Source organism: Nocardia sp. NPDC059177 (assembly GCF_042755165.1).
Lineage (GTDB): Bacteria > Actinomycetota > Actinomycetes > Mycobacteriales > Mycobacteriaceae > Nocardia.
Window position 1 is genome coordinate 1 of sequence record NZ_JBHZBX010000031.1, and the last position, 24,909, is coordinate 24,909.

21 protein-coding genes are annotated in these 24,909 nt (G+C 70.0%); 4 read left to right on the forward strand and 17 right to left on the reverse strand.

What is annotated here, in order from left to right:
* The 7 genes from ACFXK0_RS27005 to mqo all read right to left on the reverse strand — a co-directional run.
* The coding region (locus tag ACFXK0_RS27005; protein WP_379413753.1) for a TROVE domain-containing protein at window positions 1–588 on the reverse strand (588 nt) is incomplete at its 3' end.
* Window positions 589–1,043: 455 nt separating this feature from the next.
* Window positions 1,044–1,436 carry a cobalamin biosynthesis protein gene (locus ACFXK0_RS27010; protein ID WP_379413754.1) on the reverse strand — a complete coding sequence of 131 codons (393 nt, stop codon included), beginning with the start codon at window positions 1,434–1,436 and terminating at the stop codon, window positions 1,044–1,046.
* A 5-nt stretch (window positions 1,437–1,441) separates the two neighbouring features.
* Window positions 1,442–3,079, reverse strand: coding sequence for a cobyrinate a,c-diamide synthase (locus ACFXK0_RS27015; RefSeq protein WP_379413756.1), 1,638 nt, complete (start codon window positions 3,077–3,079; stop codon window positions 1,442–1,444).
* A complete protein-coding gene (gene cobO, locus ACFXK0_RS27020; protein ID WP_379413757.1) occupies window positions 3,073–3,687 on the reverse strand; it encodes a cob(I)yrinic acid a,c-diamide adenosyltransferase in 615 nt (204 codons plus the stop codon). Before cobO ends, ACFXK0_RS27015 begins: the two co-directional genes overlap by 7 nt.
* A gap of 601 nt (window positions 3,688–4,288) precedes the next feature.
* Entirely contained in the window at window positions 4,289–6,475 is a 2,187-nt protein-coding gene (locus ACFXK0_RS27025) for a magnesium chelatase subunit D family protein (RefSeq protein WP_379413758.1), read from the reverse strand.
* A gap of 186 nt (window positions 6,476–6,661) precedes the next feature.
* Window positions 6,662–7,111 carry a GNAT family N-acetyltransferase gene (locus ACFXK0_RS27030; protein ID WP_379413760.1) on the reverse strand — a complete coding sequence of 150 codons (450 nt, stop codon included), beginning with the start codon at window positions 7,109–7,111 and terminating at the stop codon, window positions 6,662–6,664.
* Window positions 7,112–7,114: 3 nt separating this feature from the next.
* Window positions 7,115–8,644 (reverse strand): malate dehydrogenase (quinone), encoded by a 1,530-nt coding sequence (mqo, locus tag ACFXK0_RS27035; RefSeq protein WP_379413761.1) that lies wholly within the window; start codon window positions 8,642–8,644, stop codon window positions 7,115–7,117.
* A gap of 233 nt (window positions 8,645–8,877) precedes the next feature.
* On the opposite strand from mqo, the gene ACFXK0_RS27040 reads away from it, so the two are divergent.
* A complete protein-coding gene (locus ACFXK0_RS27040) occupies window positions 8,878–9,909 on the forward strand; it encodes an alpha/beta hydrolase (RefSeq protein WP_379413762.1) in 1,032 nt (343 codons plus the stop codon).
* 52 nt (window positions 9,910–9,961) lie between these two features.
* On the opposite strand, the gene ACFXK0_RS27045 is transcribed toward ACFXK0_RS27040, so the two are convergent.
* From ACFXK0_RS27045 to ACFXK0_RS27060, 4 genes are all read right to left on the reverse strand, one after another.
* Complete coding sequence (locus tag ACFXK0_RS27045) at window positions 9,962–10,525, reverse strand: alpha/beta hydrolase (RefSeq protein WP_379413764.1); 564 nt, start codon at window positions 10,523–10,525, stop codon at window positions 9,962–9,964.
* Between the two features lie 269 nt (window positions 10,526–10,794).
* The gene (locus tag ACFXK0_RS27050) at window positions 10,795–12,423 is read right to left on the reverse strand and encodes a cobyric acid synthase (RefSeq protein ID WP_379413766.1); all 1,629 of its coding nucleotides are present in this window, start codon (window positions 12,421–12,423) and stop codon (window positions 10,795–10,797) included.
* Window positions 12,424–12,538: 115 nt separating this feature from the next.
* Window positions 12,539–13,402, reverse strand: coding sequence for a type I methionyl aminopeptidase (map, locus tag ACFXK0_RS27055; RefSeq protein WP_379413767.1), 864 nt, complete (start codon window positions 13,400–13,402; stop codon window positions 12,539–12,541).
* A gap of 13 nt (window positions 13,403–13,415) precedes the next feature.
* Complete coding sequence (locus ACFXK0_RS27060; RefSeq protein WP_379413769.1) at window positions 13,416–15,689, reverse strand: FdhF/YdeP family oxidoreductase; 2,274 nt, start codon at window positions 15,687–15,689, stop codon at window positions 13,416–13,418.
* A 140-nt stretch (window positions 15,690–15,829) separates the two neighbouring features.
* On the opposite strand from ACFXK0_RS27060, the gene ACFXK0_RS27065 reads away from it, so the two are divergent.
* Complete coding sequence (locus ACFXK0_RS27065) at window positions 15,830–16,840, forward strand: LLM class flavin-dependent oxidoreductase (RefSeq protein WP_379413770.1); 1,011 nt, start codon at window positions 15,830–15,832, stop codon at window positions 16,838–16,840.
* 3 nt (window positions 16,841–16,843) lie between these two features.
* Here ACFXK0_RS27065 and ACFXK0_RS27070 read toward each other — a convergent pair whose 3' ends face one another.
* Window positions 16,844–17,449, reverse strand: coding sequence for a DUF4126 domain-containing protein (locus tag ACFXK0_RS27070; protein ID WP_379413772.1), 606 nt, complete (start codon window positions 17,447–17,449; stop codon window positions 16,844–16,846).
* Between the two features lie 98 nt (window positions 17,450–17,547).
* Window positions 17,548–18,864, reverse strand: a complete 1,317-nt coding sequence (locus ACFXK0_RS27075) for a hypothetical protein (protein ID WP_379413773.1) — start codon at window positions 18,862–18,864, stop codon at window positions 17,548–17,550.
* A 73-nt stretch (window positions 18,865–18,937) separates the two neighbouring features.
* Here ACFXK0_RS27075 and ACFXK0_RS27080 point away from each other — a divergent pair, with 73 nt between their 5' ends.
* Both ACFXK0_RS27080 and ACFXK0_RS27085 read left to right on the forward strand, forming a co-directional pair.
* Window positions 18,938–19,786 carry a helix-turn-helix transcriptional regulator gene (locus ACFXK0_RS27080; RefSeq protein WP_379413775.1) on the forward strand — a complete coding sequence of 283 codons (849 nt, stop codon included), beginning with the start codon at window positions 18,938–18,940 and terminating at the stop codon, window positions 19,784–19,786.
* A gap of 167 nt (window positions 19,787–19,953) precedes the next feature.
* Entirely contained in the window at window positions 19,954–20,718 is a 765-nt protein-coding gene (locus ACFXK0_RS27085) for an SDR family NAD(P)-dependent oxidoreductase (protein ID WP_379413777.1), read from the forward strand.
* An 82-nt stretch (window positions 20,719–20,800) separates the two neighbouring features.
* Here ACFXK0_RS27085 and ACFXK0_RS27090 read toward each other — a convergent pair whose 3' ends face one another.
* The 4 genes from ACFXK0_RS27090 to ACFXK0_RS27105 form a co-directional block, all read right to left on the reverse strand.
* A complete protein-coding gene (locus ACFXK0_RS27090; RefSeq protein ID WP_379413779.1) occupies window positions 20,801–21,598 on the reverse strand; it encodes an ABC transporter permease in 798 nt (265 codons plus the stop codon).
* A 2-nt stretch (window positions 21,599–21,600) separates the two neighbouring features.
* Window positions 21,601–22,494 (reverse strand): 2-aminoethylphosphonate ABC transporter permease subunit, encoded by an 894-nt coding sequence (locus ACFXK0_RS27095; protein WP_379413781.1) that lies wholly within the window; start codon window positions 22,492–22,494, stop codon window positions 21,601–21,603.
* A gap of 178 nt (window positions 22,495–22,672) precedes the next feature.
* On the reverse strand, window positions 22,673–23,857 hold the full coding sequence (locus ACFXK0_RS27100) for an ABC transporter ATP-binding protein (protein ID WP_379413783.1): 1,185 nt from the start codon (window positions 23,855–23,857) through the stop codon (window positions 22,673–22,675).
* A 2-nt stretch (window positions 23,858–23,859) separates the two neighbouring features.
* On the reverse strand, window positions 23,860–24,909 hold the full coding sequence (locus ACFXK0_RS27105) for a 2-aminoethylphosphonate ABC transporter substrate-binding protein (RefSeq protein WP_379413784.1): 1,050 nt from the start codon (window positions 24,907–24,909) through the stop codon (window positions 23,860–23,862).

The following is a 24,909-nucleotide window of genomic DNA, read 5'->3' on the forward strand; positions in this document are numbered from 1 at the left end:
GTCGGCGGCGAGCGCGCGGGCAACACCGACGCGCTGCTGCTGGCCGCCGGACATGTCCCAGCCCTCCCGCTGCCGGTACTTCACCACCTGGAAGGCCAGGGCGTCGACCGGCTTGTCGAGATACCAGTGCGCGACCGCGCGCTGCAGGCCGCGACCCCAACCGCGGAACTGCTCGGCGTAGCCGGCGAACAGGAACAGGTGGGTGCCGGTGCGCGCGACCAGCGGCAGCGCGGCCAGCGCGGCACGGCGGCCGTCGAGGTCGCCGACCGAAGCGGCGGCCGCCAGGGCGAACAGTGCCGGGTTCGCTCGCGGCGCCCGGCCGGAAGTCGAGATCTCGACGATCTCGCGCACCAGCTCGGCGGTGTGCGCACGCGCGTACTCGACGATGAAATCGGCATTGTCCGCGGTCAGCGCGGCGGCGGAGACGTAGTACGTTCCGGATTCCGTGCCGAGTGTCAAGAACCGGCGCACGCGCGCCTGCGCAGTGATCTCGAAGACGAAGCCGCCCGCGTCACCGGGGACCTGCCTGCGGTCGGCGGGCGAGGTCTGTGGCGTGGCGCGACGAGAAATGCGCGACAGAATGTTCATGGTTCCCCCTCCGATACGTCGACCGGCGTTGCAGTGTCGGTCCCGGGACCCTCCGGGACATGTGTGCGGTGATGAGCGGACGGACATGTGTGCTCGACCGAGAACGGAAATCGCTTTCCGCCGCGGGGCTCGAACCCGCTCGACCCGAAGGTCATTACCAGATAACCGACCGAATCCGGTCCGTCCTGCTCATCTACCCAGGGCAATCGCGCGGCGGGCGTGTGTGTTCGACCGGAAGGTGCTCTACCAGCTGAGCTACCACCACCTCGCGGTGGCGGGCGGGATTCGAACCCGCGACATCCCCATCTGAATTGGTAACCGATCGAATCCGGTCCGCCGTGCGACTGCTGAACTGAAAGGTACTGCACCCCTCCGATCCCGGCCACCGAATTAATTCGGGCGCCTAGGTGTTCCGATATGAGAAACAAGAGTGTGTCAGCTTGCGCCGTCGCCGGTCAGCGCTCATCCACCGTGGCGACCGCGACGACCACACCGTCGACAACTGTTCTCCCGCAGACGAGTTCGCCACCGCCGGCGAGCAGTGCCGCCGCCTCCGCGACACCGGGGGTACCGACGGCCCGCTCCGTCCGGACGGACCGGTATCGCACGTCGACCCCGGCCAGTTGCTCGGCAGTGAAGGTGATCAGCGGTACGCCCAGGCTGTCGGCGGCCGCGCGAACGCCGGAGTCGGCCGCGCGCCGATCGAGCGTCGCCAGGCAACGAACAGCCGCGTCACCGGCCACCGACTCGACGCCCCGCAGAATCCTCGCCGCCTCGGTGCCCGGACGAACCCCGACACCGATCGCGACAGCGGAATCCGCCGAGCCGGCCACCCCATGACCCGTCATCGTGGTCAGCGGGGGGTGAATCGGGCTGCGGCGGTGACGAATCGGGCGATGGCGCCGGGATTGCCCGCGGGGTGGGTGTGCAGGTAGGAGGCGTGCACCTGGCGGACCACGGCGCCCTCGGCGACGGAACCCGTTGCGCGCCAGCCCCATGCGGCGTTCTCCTGGCCGGTTCGCACGAGCCGGGTGCGATGGAATTCGTGACCGCGGACGCGGGCACCCGCTCGCCACAGCGGCGAATCGTGCAGGGCGACCGCGTCGCGGTAGCCGAGGGTCAGGCGTGGGCCGAATTCCGCGTCGGCGTCGACGACACCGGCCATCGGATGCCCGTCGAGGGTGCGGGTCAGGTACAGCAGTCCGGCGCATTCGGCATGGATCGGCAGCCCACCGGCCGCCAGGTCCGCGACCGCCCGGCGCAGTCGCTCATTGGCCGACAACTCGCCCGCATGCTCCTCCGGGAACCCACCCGGCAACACCAATCCCGCAGTGCCATCGGGGAGTTCGTCACTGAGCGGATCGAAGACCGCGACCTCGGCACCGGCCGCGATCAGGAGCTCCCGATGCTCGGCGTAACCGAACGTGAACGCCGGTCCCCCAGCGATCGCGATCAACGGCACATCGCCCGCAGCACCAGTCACCGGCGCCCACCCGAAGACCGTCGACTCACCCACCACACCGTCGGCCGACCAAACCAGGTCGACGCCACGGCCGGCGTCAGCCGCCGATCCACCCCATCGCCCCAGGGTCGGGTAGTCCCCGGCGGCGGCCACAGACTCCTCCGACCCACCCTGCGCCGAGTCGCTATGAGTGGCCCCCGCACCGCCACCCGACACACCCTGCGCCGACGCGATACGAGCGGCCGACGCGGGTCCACGCGATCGGCCGTGGGCAGCGGCTTCGGCGAGTTCGGCGGTAGGGTCCCAGGCCGGTCCGCGGACGGTGGTGCCTGCGAGGGCGACCAAGGCGGGCAGGTCGACGTGGGCGGCGACCAGTTCGGTCATCGCGTCGACGGCGGCGGTGGCGGCGGTGCCGTGCTCGACGGCGGGGATCAGGCCCAGATGCCGTGAGGGGACTTCCAATTCGGCCATCCGGGGCAGCGCGCCGAGGACCGGGATCCCCACGCGGTCGCAGGCGGCGCGCAGTACCTGCTCGTGCCGTTCGCTGCCGACGCGGTTGAGAATCACTCCGCCCAGGCGCACCGAGGAGTCGAAGGTGGCGAAGCCGTGCAGCAGAGCCGCCAGACTCTGGGAGTGGCCGCGCGCATCGACGACCAGCACGACCGGCGCACCCAGCAGACTCGCCACCTGCGCGGTGGACCCCTCCGCCACGGCCTCGGTCCGGTGCTCGTCGATCCGGCCGTCGAACAGGCCCATCACGCCCTCGACCACAGCGATGTCGCAGCCGCGCGCACCGTGCCGATACAGCGGCACCACCCGCGGCTCCCCCACCAGCACCGGATCGAGATTGCGACCCGGCCTGCCCGCGGCGAGCCCGTGATATCCGGGGTCGATGTAATCGGGCCCCACCTTGAACGGCGCCACCCGATGCCCGGCCCGCCCCAGCGCACCGATCAGCCCGGTCGCCAACGTCGTCTTCCCGCTGCCGGACGCCGGTGCCGCGATCACCACCGCCGGCGCAGTCACCATTCGATGCCGCGCTGGCCCTTGCGGCCCGCGTCCATCGGGTGCTTCACCTTGGTCATCTCGGTGACCAGGTCGGCGGCCTCGATCAAGGCTTGGGGGGCGTCGCGGCCGGTGATGACGACGTGCTGGTTGCCGGGGCGGTGGGTAAGGGTGTCGACGACCTCGTCGATGTCGACCCAGCCCCACTTGAGCGGGTAGGTGAACTCGTCGAGGACGTAGAAGCGGTGCTGTTCGGCGGCGAGGCGGCGGGAGATCTCCTGCCAGCCGGCCAGTGCGGCGGCGGCGTGGTCCTCCTCGGTGCCGTGTTTGCGGGTCCAGGACCAGCCCTCACCCATCTTGTGCCACTCGACCGCGCCACCCGCGCCGGTCTCCTCGTGCAGGGCGCCGAGGGTGCGGAAGGCGGCCTCCTCGCCGACCTTCCACTTGGCGCTCTTCACGAACTGGAACACCGCCACGTCGAAGCCCTGGTTCCAGGCCCGCAACGCCATCCCGAACGCGGCGGTGGACTTCCCCTTGCCCGGCCCCGTGTGCACGGCCAGCACCGGCTGATTGCGCCGCTGCCGCGTGGTCAGCCCGTCCTCGGGAACGACCTCGGGAACACCTTTGGGCACAGGAAACTCCTCTTCTCGGCACACACCGACCCTCGACGCATCGCCCCTCTTTCTATCAGCACCCACCCACACCCCCCGACCCACTCCCAGCCGCTCCCTCAGCCCGCCATCGACAACGACGCCAGCACTCCCCGCGACCACAGACGCAGATCCACCGCACACCACGCACATCAGCACCGTGCGTCAGCCCGAACACCGATTGCACTCCCCCGCGACACCCGACGCCAGCGACGGTCCTGCCACCGACCCCGTCGCCCGGAGTCCGCGCCGACCTACGCAGGCCGGCCTACGAGCAGTACCGCGAACAACTCTCGCCGACGGTGTCACCCACCGACTCATCCAGAACAGGCGGTACGGCCACCGGACACCACTCCGAACTACACCACGCGGGCAGCCGGCCCGTGCGCGCTACCACCGACGACTTCGGCGACCGGTGTCACCCGCCGATGCGTCCAGAACAGGCTGATCGGCCGCCGGACACCACACCGAGCTACACCACGCGGGCAGCCGGGGCGCGAGCATACCGCGAAAGACCTCGCCCACGGTGTCACCCGCCGACCCGTCCACATCGGGCCGTTCGGCCGCCGGACACCACTCCGGGCTACGCCGCGCGGGCAGCCGGTCCGTGCGCGCTACCGCGGACGACCTCGGCGACGGTGTCGCCGGTCAGCTCGTCCAGGCGGAGGTAGCGGGCGCGGAGGTCGCGGGCGAGTTCGGCGGCCAGGCCGAGGCGGATCATGCCGCGTTCGCAGTCGATGACCATGGCGGTGTGACCTTCACCGGCCAGCAGGCGGGCGGCGGTGCGGGCGCGGGGCAGCGGGTCGGTGCCGCCGGTGGCGCGGCCGTCGGTGAGCAGCACCAGCATCGGGCGGCGGCGGGGGTCACGGACGTGTTCGCGGGCGATCACCTCGCGGGCCTTCAGCAGACCGGCGGCGAGCGGGGTCTTGCCGCCGGTGCGCAGGCCGGCGAGGCGGCGTACGGCGATGTCGACCGAGGAGGTCGGCGGGAGGACGAGTTCGGCCTCGCTGCCGCGCACACTGATCACGGCGACCTTGTCGCGACGCTGGTAGGCATCGCGCAGCAGGGTGACGATGGCGCCGGTGACGGCGGTGAGCCGGTCCCGCGCAGCCATCGAACCGGAGGTGTCGACGACGAAGACCACCAGGTTCCCTTCGCGCCCTTCGCGATACGCGCCACGCAGGTCCTCGGCGGCCAGGGCCAGCGGTCCGCCGAACCGGCCGCGCTCGAATTGCCGTGGGGCGGCGGCGAAGACGGTGCCGAGCAGGTGCAGGCCGGTGGAGGTGTCGGTGCTGGGACGGACCGTGCGGCCGGTGCGGGTCTGGGCCCGGGAGCGTCGGCCCGGCGCGCCTTCACCGATGCCGGGGACCTCCCAGCGCGGCGCCGGCTTGCCCGCCGAACCCGGTGTGCCCGAGACACTCTCGCCGGCGGGACGCGAACCCGAGCCGCCACCGTTCGGCGGACCGCCGGGACCGTTGTCCGGGCCACCGCCGTCAGGACCACCGTCATCGGGGCCGCTACCGTCGGGACCGCCGTCGTCGGGACCGCTACCGTCCGGATCGCCGTCGGGGCCACCATCCGGGGCACCGTATTCGGGGCCGTTGCCGGCAAGGTCCCCACCGCTGTGCCCCTGGCTCCGCGGGTTGTTGCCGCCGGAACCCTCGCCCGGATCGGGATCGTCCTCTGCCGACCGTCCGTCCGGACCGATATCCGGCGCGGACTCCGCCCCGTCCATCATCGACTCGTCGAAATCTTCGGCCGTGGCGGCGTGTTCGACCTCGTCGGCCGCCGCCCGCATCGCCTCGTCCAGCTGTTCCTCGCTGATCCCCGGCTCGTCGAACGGATCCCGCCTGCGCCGGTGCGGCAGCGCGAGCTCGGCGGCCACCCGCACGTCGTCCTCGGTGACCTGGTCGCGCCCACGCCACGCGGCATGCGCGGTCGCGGTGCGGGCGACCACCAGGTCGGCGCGCATCCCGTCCACATCGAAGGCCGCGCACAGCGCCGCGATCCGGCGCAGCTCGGCATTGTCGAGTCCCACCCCGGGCAGCCGGTCCCGCGCGGTCAGAATGCGTTCGGCGACAACCTGATCGGCGTCGGTGTAGCGGGCGGCGAAACCGGCCGGATCGGCCTCGTAGTCGAGGCGGCGGCGCACCACCGCCATGCGGGTGTCCACATTTCGGGAGGCTGCCACGTCGACGGTGAGGCCGAAGCGGTCCAGCAACTGTGGACGCAGCTCGCCCTCTTCGGGATTCATGGTGCCGACGAGCACGAACCGCGCCGGATGCGAATGCGAGACCCCGTCGCGCTCCACGTGCACCCGCCCCATCGCGGCCGCGTCGAGCAGCACGTCGACCAGGTGGTCGTGCAGCAGGTTCACCTCGTCGACGTAGAGCACGCCGTGATGGGCCGCGGCCAGCAGACCGGGCCGGAACGCCTGCTCACCGTCGCGCAGCACCCGTTCGAGGTCCAGCGAGCCGACCACGCGGTCCTCGGTGGCGCCGACGGGCAGTTCCACCAGCCGCGCGGGCCGGGCACCGGTCTCGTCGACGACCGGGGGCAGCAGCTGCGCCAGCGCGCGCACCACCGTCGACTTCGCGGTGCCCTTCTCGCCGCGCACCAGCACCCCACCGATCCCGGGATGCACTGCCGACAAGATCAACGCCAGCTGCAGCTGTTCCTGGCCGACCACAGCGGAGAACGGGAAGCCCACCTCACCGACCGGCCGAGCGGCGGTGTGCGGACCAGCGGCGACATCAGCGAAACCAGGCACGCCCCCACTCTATGCGCGCGCCTGATCACGCCCCGCGCCGGGCGACCGGCGTAATCGTGCAATCGGCGCACCGCGAGTCAGAATACTGATCGAGACGACGCGCTTTGCACGAATACGCCGGGTTCGCCGCGGCACCGGTCCACGAGCTGGTGCAGCATCCGGCTTCACGATCGGCAGGACCTGGAGCTAGCCCCGGCGCATCGGGGTATGCGGGATGCCATCGTCGAGGAATTCCGCGCCGTCCGGGGCGAACCCGAAGGCGGCGTACATGTCCACCAGGTGGGACTGGGCGTCGAGGCGGACGGCCGCCCAACCGGTCTCGGCCAGCGCGGCCCGGAGCAGCCGGGTGGCGTAGCCGCGCCCGCGGGCGGGTACGGCCGTACACACCCGGCCGATACGGAAGCTCCGCACGCCGTCCTCGTGGTCTTGGAGCAGGCGCAGCGTGGCGACGACCTCGCCGTCGTCCTCGAACCACAGGTGCTGGGTCGTCGGCAGCAGGTCGCGCCCGTCCAGTTCGGGATAGGCGCACTCCTGCTCGACGACGAACACCTCGACACGCAGCCGCAGCAGCCGGTACAGGGTGGCGGCGTCGAGGTCCGCCGCCCGGGCCTGGTGCGGCGCGACCGTCGACGGCACGGCTCAGACCTGGGCGAAGCCGGCGGCCTCCGGCTGCGCGGACGACACATTGCCGTCCAGCTTCAGCGACTTGTTGGTCCAGTCCCAGACTTCCTGGAACAGGGCCTGGTTCTCCGACAGCTTCTGGCCCAGCGACGGGATCAGCTGCTGCAGCTGCGGGGTCCACTCGGTGTACTCGCGCGGGAAACAGCGCTGCATGACGTCGAGCATGGCGGTGACGCAGGTCGACGCGCCCGGCGAGGCGCCCAGCAGACCGGCGATCGAACCGTCCTCGGCGGAGATGACCGCGGTGCCGAACTCGAGCACGCCACCGGCACCCTTACGCCGGATGACCTGCACGCGCTGACCGGCGGTGATCAGCTCCCAGTCGCGGCCCTCGGCGCGCGGCAGGAACTCCTCGAGCACACCGACCTTGCCGTTCTGCGACTTCAGCAGCTCGGTGATCAGGTACTTGGTCAGGCCCATCTCGGTGAGGCCGACGCCGACCAGCGAGCCGATGTTGTTCGGCTTGATCGACTTGAACAGGTCGCCGTTGGAGCCGTCCTTGAGGAACTTCGGGGTCCAGCCGGCGTAGGGGCCGAACAGCAGGCCCTTGCGGCCGTTGATCACGCGGGTGTCCAGGTGCGGCACCGACATGGGCGGCGCGCCGACCGCGGCCTTGCCGTACACCTTGGCCTCGTGCGCGGCGATCAGCTCGGGGTTGGTCGAGCGCAGGAACTGGCCGCTGATCGGGAAGCCGCCGAAGCCCTTGGCTTCGGAGATGCCGGACTTCTGCAGCAGCGGCAGCGCGCCACCGCCGGCGCCGACGAAGACGAACTTCGCGTTGATCGTGCGCGACTGGTAGGTGCGCAGGTTGCGCACGGTGACGTTCCAGGAGCCGTCGGACTGCTTGTCGAGGTTGCGGACCTCGGTGCCGAAGGCGATCTCGCCGCCGGAGTAGCCGATGTAGGCCAGCAGCTGCTTGGTGAGCGCGCCGAAGTCGATATCGGTGCCGCCGTCGGTCCAGTTCAGCGCGATCGGGTCGGTGAAGTCACGGCCCTTGGCCATCAGCGGCAGGCGCGCGGCGAACTCGTCGGGGGCGTCGATGTACTCCATGCCGCGGAACAGCGGGTGCGGGGCCAGCGCCTCATAGCGCTTGCGCAGGTAGTCGACGTTGTCGGCGCCGTGCACGAAGCTGACGTGCGGGATGGGGTTGATGAAGCCGGCCGGGTCACCGAGGAAGCCGGCGTCGACGCCGGAGGCCCAGAACTGGCGCGAGACCTGGAACCGCTCGTTGATGTCGACGGCCTTGCCGATGTCGACCGAGCCGTCGGCGTTCTGCGGGCTGTAGTTGAGCTCGCACAGGGCCGAATGGCCGGTGCCGGCGTTGTTCCACGGGTCGCTGCTCTCCGCGGCGGCGGCGTCGAGCCGCTCGAACACCGAGATCGACCACTCCGGCTGCAGCTGCCGCAGCAGCGCGCCCAGCGTGGCACTCATGATGCCTGCGCCGATGAGTACTACATCGGTCTTTTCAGTCTTCGCAGCGTTCGACACGGGTACTTCGACTTCCTTGTCCTTCTCAGCTACTCACCGGCGGGTGAGTTCGCTTGGGCGCGGGCGCTTTGGGTGGTGATGCGACTCGCGGTGAATCGCCGGGCGATAGGTTACCCGTCGTTCACCTAAGGCCAATTGTGCACCTCAGCTCACCGGAGTTCTGCAACCGACCTCCCGAATGTGACGTAAACCAACGCCGCACGTCGCGATGACCGCGCGATAGATTGAGGGGTGTGACGAACGAAACCCTCGGCACCGCCGATCGGACCGACGAACAGTGGCGCTCCGACATCCTCGGCGCCGACTACCAGCAGCGGACGCTGCCGTTGGGCCCCGACCCCGACGGTGAGGGCGAAGTGGTGGCCACCCTGGTGCGTTACCTGCCCGCGAACGCCGCCCCAGCGAACGAACCGGCCGTGCTCTACCTGCACGGTTTCACCGACTATTTCTTCCAGGAGCATCTGGCCGAGCACTTCGCGGCCCGCGGTCACCGCTTCTATGCCCTGGACCTGCGCAAATGCGGCCGTTCGCGGCGCGAGGGGCAGAGTGCGCATTTCGTCAGCGATCTGGCGCTCTACGACGCCGAACTCGACGAGTCGCTGCGGATCGTGCGCGCGGAGACCGGCCGGGACGTGCTGATCGTCGCGCATTCGACCGGTGGGCTGGTGGCGCCGCTGTGGCTGGACCGGCTCGAGGCGGCGGGCGGCACGGCGGCGGCGGGGATCGTCGGCGTCGTGCTCAACAGCCCGTGGTTCGACCTGCAGGGTCCGGCGTACTACCGGACCGTCGGCACCTCGATCGTCAACACGGTCGGCAAGCTGCGCGCCTTCGTCGAGCTGCCAGGTCTGGGCGTGAGCACCGCCTACGGCGACAGCCTGCACCACACCCGCGCCGGTGAGTGGGACTACGACCTGGACTGGAAGCCGCTCTCGGGCGAACCGGTGCGGCTGGGCTGGTTGCGCGCCATCCGGCAGGGGCAGGCCCGTCTGCACCGGGGTCTGGCGATCGGCGTGCCCGCGCTGATCCTGCGGTCGCGGATCAGCAAGTTCGCCCGCGCGCACAGCCCCGCGGTGGACGTGGCCGATGCCGTGCTCGATGTCAGACAGATCCAGCGGTGGGCGGGCTGCCTGGGCGAGCGCACCACGATCGTCCCGATCGACGGCGCCCGCCACGACGTGTTCCTGTCCTCGGAATCGGTGCGCGCCAACGCTTTCGCCGAAACCGACAGCTGGCTGGACTGGCTGGCCGCCTACCGCAAGGCCTGACCGGGGCCGCGATCACCACGCCCGCACGCTCGGCGCGGTGATCGCGAACCGGCTACCAGAGGCTGGTACGGAGCACGATCTCGGTGGCCAGTTCGTGGGCGCCCTCGGTGGCGACGTTGTCGACCTCGAGCGGGACCACCCGGAATTCGCCGTAGACGTAGCGCCCCGACGCGTCGGCGGTGGCGCGCGGCAGGCTCTTGGTCACCAGCATGGTGACCGGGAGCTCCAGCGGCGGGCAGGTCGCGTCGGACACGGTGCCGTCGGCGGCGGGCACCGCGGGATGCCCGTGATCGGCGACGACCAGGCTCATGAACCGCCCGAACCGCCCCGCGCACACCCGCCAGGCCAGTGCCGCGCCCGCACCCCGGCCCGCGACGTTCACATACGGCAGCTCGAGCGCGTCGAGGATCGCGTGCACCCCGGCGGGTTCCAGCCCCGCCACCGACTCCACCACGACGGTCTGCAGATCGGATTCGTGCAGCCGCGCGCATACTTGATCGAACACGTCGGCAGGGTCGTCCGTGTCGGGAAGCAACAGCACATTGTGCCGCGATGACGGGCCGTCGACCCGCACTGTCCAGGCCTGGTCACCGACCGTGATCTGCCGAGATTTCATGCCGGTGTACGGTACACGCCCGGACTGAACACAGCACCGTCTTCCGCTCCGCCCGGCCGGTCTGTTTCCCCCCGTATCCTGCGGTTTCCCAACCCGAGGGGCCCGAATTGCCAGACCTGTCACAGCGCCGCGCCCGGCGGTGAGGCCGAGGCTCGGCTCACTACCGAGTACGTGTCGCATCCTTCGCGGCAGTCGGGTCTGGCGGAGTTTCGGCGCACCGAGCAGGGCGGGCAGGCGCTGCGGACGCTGTGCCCGCAGTTTCGCTGAGCTCAGGTGCCGGCTGACCGGGCGAGTCCGGTGTGGACGGTCGGGAGGGTCGGTGGGCTGCCGCCGGCGATCAGCTGGTCGAGGACGGGGAGGTCGACGTGTTGTTCGATCAGGTCAGCCAGCAGGTCCAGTTGGGCGGTGCGGGTGTCGGCGACGGAGGTGCCGGGGGCGACGGTGAAGCCGGTGCGGCCTGCGCGGGCGGCTACTTCGGTGAGCCAGGTGCGGCGGAAGGTGTCGGATTCGAGGAGGCCGTGGACGTGGGTGCCCCAGATCGCTTCTCGGGCACTGCCTTCGGGGATGCCGTTGATCGTCAGCCAGGAAGGGTCGGCGTGGTGGCGGACTCGGCCGTGGTGGATTTCGTAGCCGCTCACCGGGATCCGGGCTGCGGTGCCGGTCACCTGGCGGGTGATCTTGGGGTCGGCGAATTCGATGTCCAGGTCGAGTAGGCCGAGGCCCGCGACGACGGTGGGCGGGGGTGTGGCGGTGCCGTCGGTCTCCGGGGCACGGTCGCCGCCGGTGGCCGGGTGGCGGTCCGGAGCTGTTGCGGCCGGACGATATTCGACGCCGTCGGTGATGCTGCGGCCGAGCATCTGGTAGCCGCCGCAGATGCCGAGGATCGGGCGGCCGGTGGCGGCGCGGGCGCGCAGGGCCGCGTCGATTCCTTTGGCGCGCAACCATTCCAGATCCGAGATCGTGGCCTTGGAGCCGGGCAGGACGACCAGGTCGGCGGTGGCGATCTGGTCGGGGCCGTCGGCCCAGCGGACGGCGACGCCGGGTTCGCAGGCGAGGGCTTCGATGTCGGTGGAGTTGGAGATGCGGGGCAGGCGGACGGCGGCGACGGTGAGCCACTCGGTGCCGTGGGGTGGGCCGGGGCGGCCGACGGGGGTGCCGGCGACGGTGCCGAGGGAGTCCTCGGCGTCGAGCCAGAGGTCGTCGGCGAAGGGCAGCACGCCGAGGGTGGGGCGGCCGGTGAGCGCGGTGAGCTGGTCGAGGCCGGGTCGCAGCAGCGCGACATCACCACGGAACTTGTTGATCAGGAAACCCGAAACGAGTTGCTGGTCTTCGGGTTCCAGTACCGCAACCGTGCCGAACAGATGCGCCAGCACCCCACCCCGGTCGATGTCGCCGACCACCACAACGGGCAGGTCGGTGGCCCGCGCGAGACCCATGTTCGCCAGATCGGTGGCCCGCAGGTTGATCTCGGCGGGTGACCCGGCACCCTCGCAGATCACCACATCGAATTCGGCACGCAGCGAAGCGAGTTCGTCGGCCACCACCTCGCGCAACTGCTGCCTGCGGGTGAAATAGTCACGTGCCCCGACCGTACCGACGGCTTTGCCGCGCACCACCAGTTGCGAGCGCCGGTCACTGCCCGGCTTGAGCAGCACCGGATTGAACCGCACGCTCGGTTCCAGCCCACACGCACGCGCCTGCAACGCCTGGGCGCGCCCGATCTCCCCGCCGTCGAGGGTGACGACGGAGTTGTTGGACATGTTCTGCGCCTTGAACGGCGCCACCCGCACCCCGCGCCGGGCCAGCATCCGGCAGATGCCCGCCACCACAACACTTTTCCCCGCGTCGGAGGTCGTCCCGGCGATCAGCAAGGCCCCGCGCAACCGTGCTGCGTTCACGACAGCACCCGGCATCGCCGGCCGAGCGGGCCACCCACACTGCCGAGCGCACCCGACGGCTGCCCGTCGCCGGCGACACGAGAAGCCACCACGTCGGCCCTCGACCCGGCCGGACTCACGGCAGAGTCAGGATTTCCGCGCCCGTCTCGGTGACGACCAGGGTGTGTTCGAACTGGGCCGTCCACTTGCGGTCCTTGGTGACCACGGTCCAGCCGTCGTCCCAGATGTCGTAGTCGATGCCGCCGAGGTTGATCATCGGCTCGATGGTGAAGGTCATGCCGGGCTCGATCACCGACTCGATCTTGGGCTGGTCGTAGTGCAGGATGACCAGGCCGCTGTGGAAGGTGGGGCCGACGCCGTGGCCGGTGAAATCGCGTACGACGCCGTAGCCGAAGCGGTTGGCGTAGGCCTCGATGACGCGGCCGATCACATTGAGCGCGCGCCCCGGCTTGACCGCCTTGATCGCCCGGTTGGTGGCCTCTTCGGTGCGCTCGACCAGCAGCCGCACCTCCTCGTCGACATCGCCGGCCAGGAAGGTCCGGTTGGTGTCGCCGTGCACGCCGTGGATGTAGGCGGTGACGTCGATATTGACGATGTCACCGTCCTGAACCACCGTCGAATCGGGGATGCCGTGGCAGATGACCTCGTTGAGCGAGGTGCAGCAGGACTTGGGGAAGCCCTTGTAGCCGAGGGTGGAGGGGTAGGCGCCGTGGTCGCACATGTACTCGTGCGCGATGCGGTCCAGCTCGTCGGTGGTGATGCCGGGCACGACGGCCTTGCCCGCCTCGTCGAGTGCCTGGGCGGCGATCTTGCCGGCGATGCGCATCTTCTCGATGGTCTCGGCGGTCTGCACCCAGGGCTCGCTGCCCTCGTTGGCGGTCTTCTTCCACGCGTATTCGGGGCGCTCGATGGAACGCGGGACATCCCGGATCGGCGTCGGGGTGCCGGGAACGAGTGGCTGACGGGTGCGCACGGACATAGGGCGAGTCTAGCTACGCGGGTTCCAATCGGACCACGATGCCCTTGGAGGTCGGCGTATTGCTGATGTCGGCCACGCTGTCCAGCGGCACCAGCACATTGGTCTCCGGGTAGTAGGCCGCCGCCGAACCGCGGCTGGCCGGGTAGGCGACGGCGACGAAGCCCTCGGCGCGGCGCTCGGTGCCGTCGTGCCAGACGCTGACGATGTCGACCACCGCGCCGTCGTCGATGCCGCGTTCGGCCAGGTCGACGGGGTTGACCAGGACCACCCGGCGCGCGTTGTGGATGCCGCGGTAGCGGTCGTTGTGCGCGTACGGGATGGTGTTCCACTGATCGTGGGAGCGCAGTGATTGCAGCAGCAGGTAGCCCGGCGGCACGTCGAGCATGGTGAAGTCGTTGCAGGTGAAGCGCGCCTTGCCGGTGGCGGTGCGGTAAACGCCTTCGTTGACCGGGTTGATCAGCCGCAGCCCGCCCGGCTCGGCGACGCGGGCGTTGAAGTCCGCGAAGCCGGGTACCACGCGCGCGATCCGGTCGCGGATGGTGGCGTAGTCGGCGACGAACTCCTCCCACGGGATCGCGCCGCCCGCGCCGAGGGTGCGCCGCGCGAGCCCGGCGATGATGGCGACTTCGCTGAGCAGTCCGGGCGCGGCGGGCTCGAGCCGGCCACGGGAGGCGTGCACCTCACTCATCGAGTCCTCGACGGTGACGAACTGCTCGCCGGCGGCCTGGATGTCGCGATCGCTGCGGCCCAGGGTCGGCAGGATGAGCGCGGTCTCGCCGCACACGGTGTGTGAGCGGTTGAGTTTGGTGGAGATCTGCACCGTGAGCGCGCACCGGCGCAGCGCCGCCTCGGTGACCGCGCTGTCGGGTGTGGCGCGCGCGAAATTGCCCGCGACACCGACGAAGACGGTGGCCTCGCCGTCGCGCATGGCGCGGATGGCGCCGACCGAGTCGAGTCCGTGCGCGGCGGGCGGGGTGAACGCGAACTCGGCGCCGAGCGCGTCGAGGAACGTTTGCGGCATCCGTTCCCAGATGCCCATGGTGCGGTCGCCCTGGACATTGCTGTGCCCGCGCACCGGGCACACCCCGGCTCCCGGCCGGCCGATATTGCCGCGCAGCAGCAGGAAGTCGACGATCTCGCGGATCGTCGGCACGCCGTGTTTGTGCTGGGTGAGCCCCATCGCCCAGCAGACGATGATCTTCTGGCTCGCCAGCACCCGCTCGTGCACCTGCTCGATCTCGGCGCGTTGCAGGCCGGTCGCGCGCAGGGTGTCGGCCCAGGTGACCGATCTGGCGTGGGCCGCGTAATCAGCGAAGCCGCTGGTGTGTTCGGCGATGAACGCGTGGTCGAGCACGGTGCCCGGTGCCGCGTCCTCGGCGTCGAGCAGCAGGCGGTTGAGCATCTGGAACAGCGCGAGGTCGCCGCCGGGCCGGATCTGCAGGAACTGGTCGGCGATCTCGGTGCCGCGACCGATCACCCCGCGCGGCACCTGCGGGTTCTTGAAGCGCAACAGCCCGGCCTCGGGCAGCGGGTTGACCGCGATGATCCGGCCGCCGTTGCGTTTGGTCTGTTCGAGCGCGGAGAGCATGCGCGGATGGTTGGTGCCGGGGTTCTGGCCGACGACGAAGATCAGGTCGGCGTCGTAGATGTCGTCCAGTGACACACTGCCTTTGCCGACGCCGAGCGTTTCGGTGAGCGCCGATCCGCTGGACTCGTGGCACATGTTCGAGCAGTCGGGCAGATTGTTGGTGCCGTAGGCGCGGGCGAACAGTTGCAGCAGGAACGCGGCCTCGTTGCCGACCCGGCCCGAGGTGTAGAACAGCGCCTGGTCGGGTGCGTCGAGCCCGCGCAGCGTGGTCGCGACCAGGTCGAGGGCCTCGTCCCAGCCGAGCGGTTCGTAGTGGGTGGCGCCGGGACGTTTCACCATCGGCTCGGTGAGCCTGCCCTGCTGGTTGAGCCAGTAATCGGACATGGTGTCGAGTTCGGCGACGGGATGGGTGGCGAAGAACTCGCGGGTGACGCGGCGGGTGGTCGCCTCGTCGGCGACGTGCTTGGCACCGTTCTCGCAGTACTCGTTGGTGTGCCGGTGCTTCGGTTCCGGCCAGGCGCACCCGGGGCAGTCGAAACCCTTGGTCTGGTTGATATTGAGCAGGCTGAGCGCGGCGCGGGTGGGCGAGGTCTGGGCGAAGGAGTATTCGAGGGCGTGCACGACGCCGGGGACCCCAGCTGCCCAGGTCTTGGGCGGGGTGACGGACACGTCGTCGCGGGGGTCCTCGATCGGGGTCATGGTCGCCTCGTTTCCGCTCGCCTGCACCGTCGTTCTCACCATCTCACACCGGGGATCACCCGCCGGGTGCCACAGACCCGAGGGAATGCTAGCGGACCGCGGTCCGTTCAAGAGGTGAGCGGAACAGAAACGAGGTTCACATGGAACTGGGACTCACCACCTTCGCCGAGCTGTACCCCACCGGCGACCGGCCCGCACCGACCGCCGCCGAACGCCTGCGCCAGGTCGTCGACGAGGCCGTCGCGACCGAGGCGGCGGGCCTGGACGTGTACGGCGTCGGCGAGCACCATCGCCAGGATTTCGCGGCGTCCTCGCCTGCCGTCGTGCTCGCGGCCGCCGCGGCTCGTACCGAACGCATCCAGCTGACCAGCGCGGTGACCGTGCTCAGCTCCGACGACCCGGTCCGGGTCTACCAGGATTTCGCGACGCTGGACGGGCTGTCGAACGGCCGCGCCGAGCTGATGGCCGGGCGCGGATCGTTCACCGAGTCGTTCCCGCTGTTCGGCTACGACCTCGCCGACTACGACGCGCTGTTCGAAGAGAAACTGGCGCTGCTGCTGCGCCTGCGCGAGGACGAGCCGGTGACCTGGTCGGGCCGGTTCCGCGCGCCGCTGCGGGACGCGACGGTGTATCCGCGCACCGACGACCGGCCGCTGCCGGTGTGGATCGCGGTCGGCGGCAGTCCAGAATCGGTCATCCGGGCGGGGCTGCTCGGTTTGCCGCTGGCGCTGGCGATCATCGGCGGTCAGCCGGCCCGGTTCGCGCCGCTGGTGCAGCTGTACCACCGCGCGCTCGCCGAGGGCGGCCACGACAAGCAGCCGGTGGCGGTACACGCGCACGGCTATGTCGCCGACACCGACGATCGCGCGGTCGCCGACTTCTACGAGCCGTACGCGCTGGCCATGTCGGTCATCGGCCGCGAACGCGGCTGGGGACCGATGACCCGCGAGCAGTTCGACGCCCTGCGCTCGCAGAGCGGTTCGCTGTTCGTCGGCACGCCCGACTATGTGGCGGGCAAGATCGCCGAGGTCCGCGACACGCTCGGGCTCGACCGGTTCATGCTGCACACCAGCGTCGGCACGCTACCGCCGGAGCAGGTCCTGCACAGCATCGACCTGCTGGGGAACAAGGTGGCGCCGCAGGTGCGCTGACCGCTATTCCAGCGCCGCGTCCGGCGTGGCGCGCCCGGTGCGGCGCTCCCGCCTGCGGCGCAGGTAGCGGCGGATCCGGCTGGCGCACGCGTAGACCACCCACAACCCGATCGCCAGCAGCACGGCGGCGATCACCGCCGCCAGCACCGGGAAGAACACCGCGAGCGTGAGCACACCGCCGACACCCAGATCCTCGACGGTGCTCATCGCGACATTGGTGACCGGCTCCGGCGAAGTATTGATCGCCATCCGGGTACCGGCCTTGACGATATGGCTGGCCAGCGCGGTCGTGCCGCCGACCGCCGCGGCGAACAAGGTCGGCAGCGAATCGTCGTGCCCCGCGATGAGCGCGGCCACGACCGCCCCCGAGGCGGGCCGCACCACGGTGTGCACCGCGTCCCAGAAGGAATCCAGGTAGGGAATCTTGTCCGCGACGGCCTCGACAGCGAACAACACCCCCGCCGCGACCAGCACATCGGTGCGCTGCAACCCCGGTGGCACGTCACCCGCCCACCCGATCCGCCCGAACACCCCGAGCAGGAACACCACCGCATACGCATTGATCCCGCTGGCCCAGCCCGCGGTGAAGATCAGAGGCAGCACCGACACCCACCCAGCTTAGGCCCGCCGACCGACAAGACCCGGCACTTCGACCACGACGCCGCGCCCGGTCACCAGGCAGCACTGTGCCCGGCGACCTTCTGTGCTCACAGGTAGTGCAACTGGTCGGGGACCCAGGTCCAGCCCCACGATGCTGGGGTATGCGCCTTCTTCAGGGTGGTGCGCAGGCGACGATAGTCCCGCAGTGCGTCCGCCACCGCGGGGCCCGGATCCTTCGGGTCGGGGACCGGAATGCGCAGTAGCAGATGCTGTTTGGGATGGATCAAGACAATGTCGCCGTCGGGCGCACACCCGCGCAGCTCGAAAGCGGCCAGCGGCTTGAACTCCTTGACAGCGGTGTCGAGCCACGACAACAGGGTCCCGTCACCCGCCCAGACGAACAATCCGCTCTTGTTCAGGTGATAGACGAGCCCCCGGTCGGGGTCGGTCGACACCCGTTCATGCGAACCGGCATACGGGCTGTGACGGTAGGCGTCCATCCCCTCGAGCCTGCCGTGGAGTTTTCCGGTGTCGTCGAGCAACGCGAAGACGAACGGCAACCCCTTGCTGCCGCCACGCAGTGTCTGGCTGAACAGCGGCACCACGAACAGATCGTCGGACAGCGGCTCCGGGGTTCGCAGCGTCGGTGGGCGGTGTGGATTGATCCACACGGTTTCCTCGCCACGCGGTACGAGGGTGGCCAGCGTCGGTTGCGGCCGGTGCCCACCGAGAACGGGCGCCCCGTCGAAGAGGAGGTAGGGCCGTTGGTGGTGTCGGGTTTGGCGCTCGGCGCGGTCGTCGCGTGTGGCGAACACGTGCACCGGGGGCCGGGATGTCGGGGTGAGGGGGTCATCAGCGACCCCGACCAGGTTCCGCACCGAGTTGCCGTAGTAGACATCACACTCCTCGACGAGGCACAGTAGTCGTCCGCCCGGTGTTCTTCGCATCGCGGAGACAAAGGGGTTGTCCGCGCGGTTCTTTCGCTCCGGTGGACTCTGATGGGGCTGAGTGAATGCCGCCTGTACGGCAGCGAGGTCTTCCTCGATCAAATACGTACAGTCACCCATGGTGCTCACCGCGACGGACCCGCTGGGCAGCGCGCACACGTGTGATCCCAGCCACGGACCGGAGAATTGCGAGGGGCGGCCGTCGTCGTCGGAACACGCGCCGATCGCGGCAGCGGTGGCTTCACCATCCGACCCGCACTTGGTGATCAGGAAGCAGTTCAGGATCGTCGATTCCGCACCCCGCCAGGGCTTTGGGCCGGCGTAGACCCTGGACAACGTGATCATGTGCTGGCCATCGGCGGTGAAGCTCACGTCGTAGTGGTCGTAGCCGAACTCGACCGCGTCGTCGCCGCCGGGAACAACACCGAACCTCTCGAGCAGCTGGGTGGGTATCGGGATTCGGTGAACGGTCGCCATGGCGCCGATTATGCGCACGAGCACCGACCAGTTCCGATGCTCGGGAGGTTTCGCCCGTTGCTACCGTGGTTCCATGGTCAGTGCGGCATCTGCCCGGCGGCGCGAAGAGCTGCGCGATTTCCTCCGGTCACGCCGGGAGCGGATCGGTCCGGTCGAGGTGGGTCTGCCCGCCGCAGGCCGGCGGCGGACGCCCGGTCTGCGGCGCGAAGAGGTCGCGATGCTGGCCGGGGTCGGGGTGTCTTGGTATACATGGCTCGAGCAGGGGCGTGACATCACGGTGTCGGGGGACGTGCTCGACGCGGTGGCGGGGGTTTTGCGGTTGGGTGAATCGGAGCGGGCGCATCTGTATCTGCTCGCTGGGTTGAATCCGCCACCTGCGAGTGGGTCTATGGGGACCGAGGTTACTCCGGAGATCCGTCAGCTCATCGACGGCTGGGAGCGCGGGCCTGCCGTGGTGCGTGATCGGTACTGGAACATTCTGGCGTTCAATGTCATCGCCGGACGGGTGTTCGGGTGTGATGACGGCGAGCCGCACAATTGTCTGGCTACCTTCTTCACCAGTCCGCGCTATCGCGGACTGCCCGAGCTGTGGGACGCGGCGGCGCCTGGGGTGGTCGCCGCGTATCGGGCCGATGCCGCGCTCGCACCGCACGATGACGAATTCCACCGGGTGACACGCGAACTCGCTGCCGCCGAGCCGGAGTTCGCGCGGCTGTGGGAACGGCATGAGGTCGGTGCTCCGCTGCAGGCGGTGAATGCCCTGCGGCATCCTGAGGTCGGCGAGCTGTACTTCGACGCGACCACGCTGACCATCGCGGACCATCCGAATTGGTCGCTGGTCTTGTACAACCCGAGACCAGGCTCCGATACCGCCGAACGCCTCACCCGACTGCTGCGGCTACGGCTGACCGAATCCGCCTGACACGCACCGGAACTGACGCTCAACGGGTCGACACGCATCGGCGATGCGAACTCCTCCGGGCTACGCACCGCCACCGCGGTTCTCGCTACGGCCGGCGATCCTGGTGGTGCCACACCCCTGATAACTGCGCACTGCCTACTCGGCCGACCGACAGCCACGCTGAATCCATGACGCACAACAGTTCTCGATTCGATGGCAAGATCGCACTGATCACCGGTGGTTCCAGCGGGATGGGTCTGGCCACCGCGCACCGGTTGGTCGCCGAAGGCGCCGGGGTCGTGGTGACCGGTCGCGACAAGACCCGGCTCGACGCCGCGGTGAGCGAACTCGGCGAGCGCGCACACGGGATCGCCGGCGATGTCACCGATCTCGGCGACCTCGACACCATGGTCGCCGCCGTCGCCGACCGCTTCGGTCACCTCGACGTGGTGTTCGCCAATGCGGGTATCGGCTCGTTCCAGCCGATCGACCAGGTCACCGGCGCGCTGTTCGACGACGTGATGGCCGCCAATGTGAAGGCCGCGTTCTTCACGATCCAGAAGACGCTGCCGCTGCTGCCGGATCACGCCGCGATCGTCATCAACGCGTCGTTCGGGCTGCACCGGGGTGTCCCCGGCGCGGCCCTGTACTCGGCGAGCAAGGCCGCCGTCCACAACCTGACCCGCACGCTCACCGCCGAATTGGCGCCGCGCCGGATCCGCGTGAACTCGGTCAGCCCCGGCTACATCGACACCCCGGCCTTCCGCGCCGAACTGTCCGAGCAAGCACAGCACGGTGTCGCCGGCCTGTCCCCCGCGGGCCGCGTCGGCAGGTCCGAGGATATCGCCGCCGCCGTCGCGTTCCTGGCTTCCGGCGACGCTGCCTTCATCAACGGCCATGATCTGCGCGTCGACGGCGGACTCACCGCGGTGAACGGCGCCGCGCTGCTGTGATCGATCCACTGGGCGGACAGCGCCATAGTGCCTGCGATCAGCGCAGTGTCGCCGGTATGCCCGGTCCCGCCGCATGGCCGGATCAGCGCAGCGCTGCGCGACCCCGCAACCGGCCGAGGACGACGAGCACGACCAGCGTCACCATCACGAGGACCGTGGTGCCGGCCGCGGCGTCGAATACCTCGCCGCGGTCGGTTTGGGCGAAGATGCTGACGGGCAACGTCTTCCAGGTGGCGGGGTAGACCATGATCGTCGCGCCGAGTTCGCCCATGGACAGGGCGATCGCCAGGCCGGCGGCGGCGCCGAGGGCGGGCAGCAACAGTGGCAGGGTGATCTGGCAGAGGACCCGGATCGGGCCTGCGCCGAGGGATTCGGCGGCCTGGCGGTAGGACGGGTCGAGGCGGTCCAGGGCGGCCGAGACCGCGCTGAACGCGTAGGCCAGGACCAGCACGGTGTGGGCCAGGATGACGATCCACTTGGTGCCGCCGAGCAGCAGTGGGCGTTCGTTGAAGGCGATGAGGACGCCGAGGCCGAGGGCGACCGAGGGGACCGCGACCGGCAGGTGGAAGACGGCGTCGGTGAGCCGGCGCAACCAGGCGGGTGCTGCTCGCGAGGCCAGTGCCGCCCAGGTACCGAGGATCAGGGAGATCGCGCCGGCCAGCAACGCGGTCTGCAGGCTCACCGACAGGCTGGCGGCCTGTTCACCGCTCAGCGCGGTGCCCAGATTGGCGAAGCCGAGGTCCGAAGGCAGCGGGCCGGTCCAGCTGCCTGCCAGCGCGGCGGCGATCACGGTCGCGATCGGGGCGACGAAGACCACCGTGACCACCAGCCCGAACACGGCCAGTACCACGGCTTTTCCGCGGGGAGTCCAGACGAGCACGATCAGTCCCCCTTCGGGCGGGCGATGAACCGGGCAAAGACGAGCCGGTAGGTCAGGTACAGCACGAGCGAGAGCAGCACCTGCACCGAGGCCAGCACGGCGGCGCCGGGCAGGTCGAAGGTGACGATGCCGCGGGTGTAGATCAGCGCGGGCAGCGTGATCACGCCCTTGGCGCCGGTGAACAGCACGATGCCGAATTCGTTGAGCGTCAGCAGCAGCACCAGGCTGCCGCCCGCCGCCAGCGCGGGCCAGGCCTCCGGCAACACCACCTGGCGCAGCACCCGCCACGGTGACGCGCCGAGACTGGCCGCCACGTCGAGTTGTTCGCGCGGCAGTTGCGCGAACGCGGCCAGCAGCGGACGCACCACGAACGGCGTGAAGTAGGTGATCTCGGCGAGGATCACCCCGAGCGGAGTGGTCAGGAAGTCGACGAACGGCGTTGTCGCACCGGTCAGTTCGGCCAGCAGCGCGTTGACCGCGCCCGCGGTGCCGTAGAGGAAGGTGAAGGCGAGGGTGATCAGGAACGACGGCAGCGTCAGGATGGTGTCGATCAGCCGCCCGACCACTCCCGACCCCGGAAACGGCACGAATGCCAGCACCACCGCCAGCAGGGTCCCGAGCACCAGGCACCCCGCCGTCGCGCAGACCGCGATGGACACGGTGCGCCACAACGCGTCCCGGAACACCTCCGAGCCCAGCACCGAGGTCCATACCTCGGTGCCACGCCCGGTAGCGGTCACGGTGGATTCGGTCAGCACCCGCAGAATCGGGTAGCCCGCGATCGCCAGCACCACCAGCACCGGCGGCAGGGCCCACAGCACCGGCACCCACGAGCGTTGCGCGACAGCCGTTTTCGTATCGTCGATCGCCGGACGGTCGACAGCCGGAGCACTCATCACCGCACTTCCCCGCACCGCACGCGAAACGCCCCGGCCCCCAGCCTGATCGGCTCGTGCGGCGCGGTGGTGACCGCCACAGACACCGAATTCCGGTTGTGAATCACGGTCACCTCGACGCGGCGGGGCCGAGCAGTGCCGTGCGGGAACGGCCCCACCGGAACGACGACACGGGTGCTCATGCGCTCACCCCGGGCCCGGCGAGCGCGTTCGGGATGAGCACACCGGCCGGGTCGGGTAGACGCACACCGACGACCGTGCCCGGCTCGGCGGTGAAATGGCCGGTGACTTCGGCGGCGAGATCGTCGGGCAGACCGTCGACCGCCAGTTCGAGGCGGGTCGACGCACCACGCCAGACCGAGGTCAGCACGGTGGCACGCAGGGTGTCGCGCTCCCCGGACCTGCCGAGGGTGATCGTGTGCGGCCGGACGCACAGCAGCGCCGCGTCGTCCGGTGCCCAGTCGGCGCGGCCGACGCCGGGCGCCGGTGCCTGCGCGCGCAGGGTGCTGGTGCCCGCGGTGACCAGCGCCGCGGTGCCGGTGACGTGGTTGACAGTGCACGGCACCAGATTCGCGCCGCCGAGGAAAGCCGCGGTGAAATCGGTCGGCGGACGCTGCCACAGATTTTCGGCGGTGTCGATGTCGACGAGCCGGGCATCGCGCATCACCGCGATCCGGTCGGCCAGGGCCAGCGCCTCGGCCTGATCGTGGGTGACATACAGCATCGCGGTATCGGGCAGCGCCTTGCGCAACTGCTGGAGCTCACCGAGCATCGTGTGCCGCAACTGGGCGTCGAGCGCGGCCAGCGGCTCGTCGAGCAACAGCACCGGTGGCCGGATGGCCAGCGCCCGGGCGATCGCCACCCGCTGCTGCTGCCCGCCCGACAGCTCGCGCGGCAGCCGCCGCGCGTAGCCGGCCATCCCGACCATCTCCAGTGCCTCGGTGACCCGCGCGCCGATCCCGGCTCGCGGCACCCGCTGCGATTTCAGCCCGAACGCGACATTGCCGGACACGCTCATGTGCGGGAACAGCGCGTAGGACTGGACGACGACACCGATCCCGCGCCGGGCGGGCGAGAGCGCGGTGACATCGCGCCCGGCCAGCCGCACCGCCCCCGCACTCGGCCGCACGAACCCGGCCAGCGCCTTGAGCGCGGTCGACTTGCCCGACCCACTCGGTCCGAGCAGCGCGACGGTTTCGCCGACGGCGACGCGCAGGGTGAAATCGGTCAGCGCGACCGCGGCCTTGCGGCCCCTGCCGTAGCTGACCCCGACCCGGTCGAACACGATCGCCGGTTCGTTCGTCGTCGCCGTCCCGGTCGCGGCGGCGGTCGCGGACTTCGCGCGGAGGTCACCGTCGGACATCGTCAGCTCCCGGTGGCCTGCTGGTACGCGGCGAGATCGGCGTCCAGTTCGCTGAGCACCTTGTTCCAGTCGACCGGGACCACCTCGACGCCCCGCAGCGCGGCGGCCGGACCGCCGGTGGTGGGGGCGGGCACGTCGGTGCGCGGCGATACCGCGAATGCCTCGGGGCCGAGCTTGCTCTGGGCCTCGGGGGCGAGCAGGAAGCGCATCAGTTCGGTGGCGTCGGCCTGGTGCGGGGCGCCTTTGGCCAGGCCCATCACATACGGCACCGGCACGGTGGAGCGCTTGCCGTCGGCGGCGACGGGGAAGAAGACGCTGAACTTCGACCCCTTCTCCTGCACCGTGGTCAGGTTCATCTGCACGTCACCGTTGGCGATCAGCAGCTCACCCTTGTCGACCTTGGCCTGCAGCTTGCCGGTCGAGGACGACGGGCCGACATTGTTGGCCTGCAGCGCGGCGAGATAGTCCAGTGCGCCCTGCTTGCCGCGCAGCTGCTGCAGCAGCACCAGCACGGCGGTGCCGTCACCGGCCTGGCCGGGCGTCGAGTACTGCAGCTTGCCCTTGTACTCCGGCTTCAGCAGGTCTTCCCAGGTCAGCGCGGTGGCGTCGACCGAGGGGTTGGCGATGAAGCACAGGTAGTTGTTGGCCAGGGTGACGTAGTTGCCGTCGGGGTCCTTGTCGGCGGCGGGAATCGCGGCGGTGTCGATGCCGCTGGGCTGCAACAGCCCCGACTGCTCGGCCTTCTGGATGAACGGCGGCAGGGTGACGATCACGTCGGCCTGTGGATTGGACTGTTCCTTGTCGACGCGGTTCACCACCTCGCCGGATCCGGCCTCGACCAGGTTGACCGCGATCCCGGTCTGCGCGGTGAACTCGGCGAATCGGTTCTTGTACCAGCCGCCGACGCCGTCGGCGGAGTAGACGGTGACGGTCCTGCCGTCCGCGGATTCGGTGCCGGTGCCGCCGCAGGCCGCGGTGAACGCGACGGCGGTGACGCCGGCCAGCAGCAGCGCGACCCGGGACAGGCGGCGCGCGGTGAGGGAAGTACGCAC

Bases quoted from the DNA above. Each gene is read 5' to 3' on its own strand.
- ACFXK0_RS27065 (WP_379413770.1), top strand. From the start codon at position 15,830: ATGGAACTGGGACTCACCACCTTCGCCGAGCTGTACCCCACCGGCGAC.
- ACFXK0_RS27080 (WP_379413775.1), top strand. From the start codon at position 18,938: ATGGTCAGTGCGGCATCTGCCCGGCGGCGCGAAGAGCTGCGCGATTTC.
- ACFXK0_RS27075 (WP_379413773.1), bottom strand. From the start codon at position 18,864: ATGGCGACCGTTCACCGAATCCCGATACCCACCCAGCTGCTCGAGAGG.
- ACFXK0_RS27010 (WP_379413754.1), bottom strand. From the start codon at position 1,436: ATGACGGGTCATGGGGTGGCCGGCTCGGCGGATTCCGCTGTCGCGATC.
- ACFXK0_RS27060 (WP_379413769.1), bottom strand. From the start codon at position 15,689: ATGACCCCGATCGAGGACCCCCGCGACGACGTGTCCGTCACCCCGCCC.
- ACFXK0_RS27085 (WP_379413777.1), top strand. From the start codon at position 19,954: ATGACGCACAACAGTTCTCGATTCGATGGCAAGATCGCACTGATCACC.
- ACFXK0_RS27045 (WP_379413764.1), bottom strand. From the start codon at position 10,525: ATGAAATCTCGGCAGATCACGGTCGGTGACCAGGCCTGGACAGTGCGG.
- ACFXK0_RS27015 (WP_379413756.1), bottom strand. From the start codon at position 3,079: ATGGTGACTGCGCCGGCGGTGGTGATCGCGGCACCGGCGTCCGGCAGC.
- map (WP_379413767.1), bottom strand. From the start codon at position 13,402: ATGTCCGTGCGCACCCGTCAGCCACTCGTTCCCGGCACCCCGACGCCG.
- ACFXK0_RS27095 (WP_379413781.1), bottom strand. From the start codon at position 22,494: ATGAGTGCTCCGGCTGTCGACCGTCCGGCGATCGACGATACGAAAACG.
- ACFXK0_RS27100 (WP_379413783.1), bottom strand. From the start codon at position 23,857: ATGTCCGACGGTGACCTCCGCGCGAAGTCCGCGACCGCCGCCGCGACC.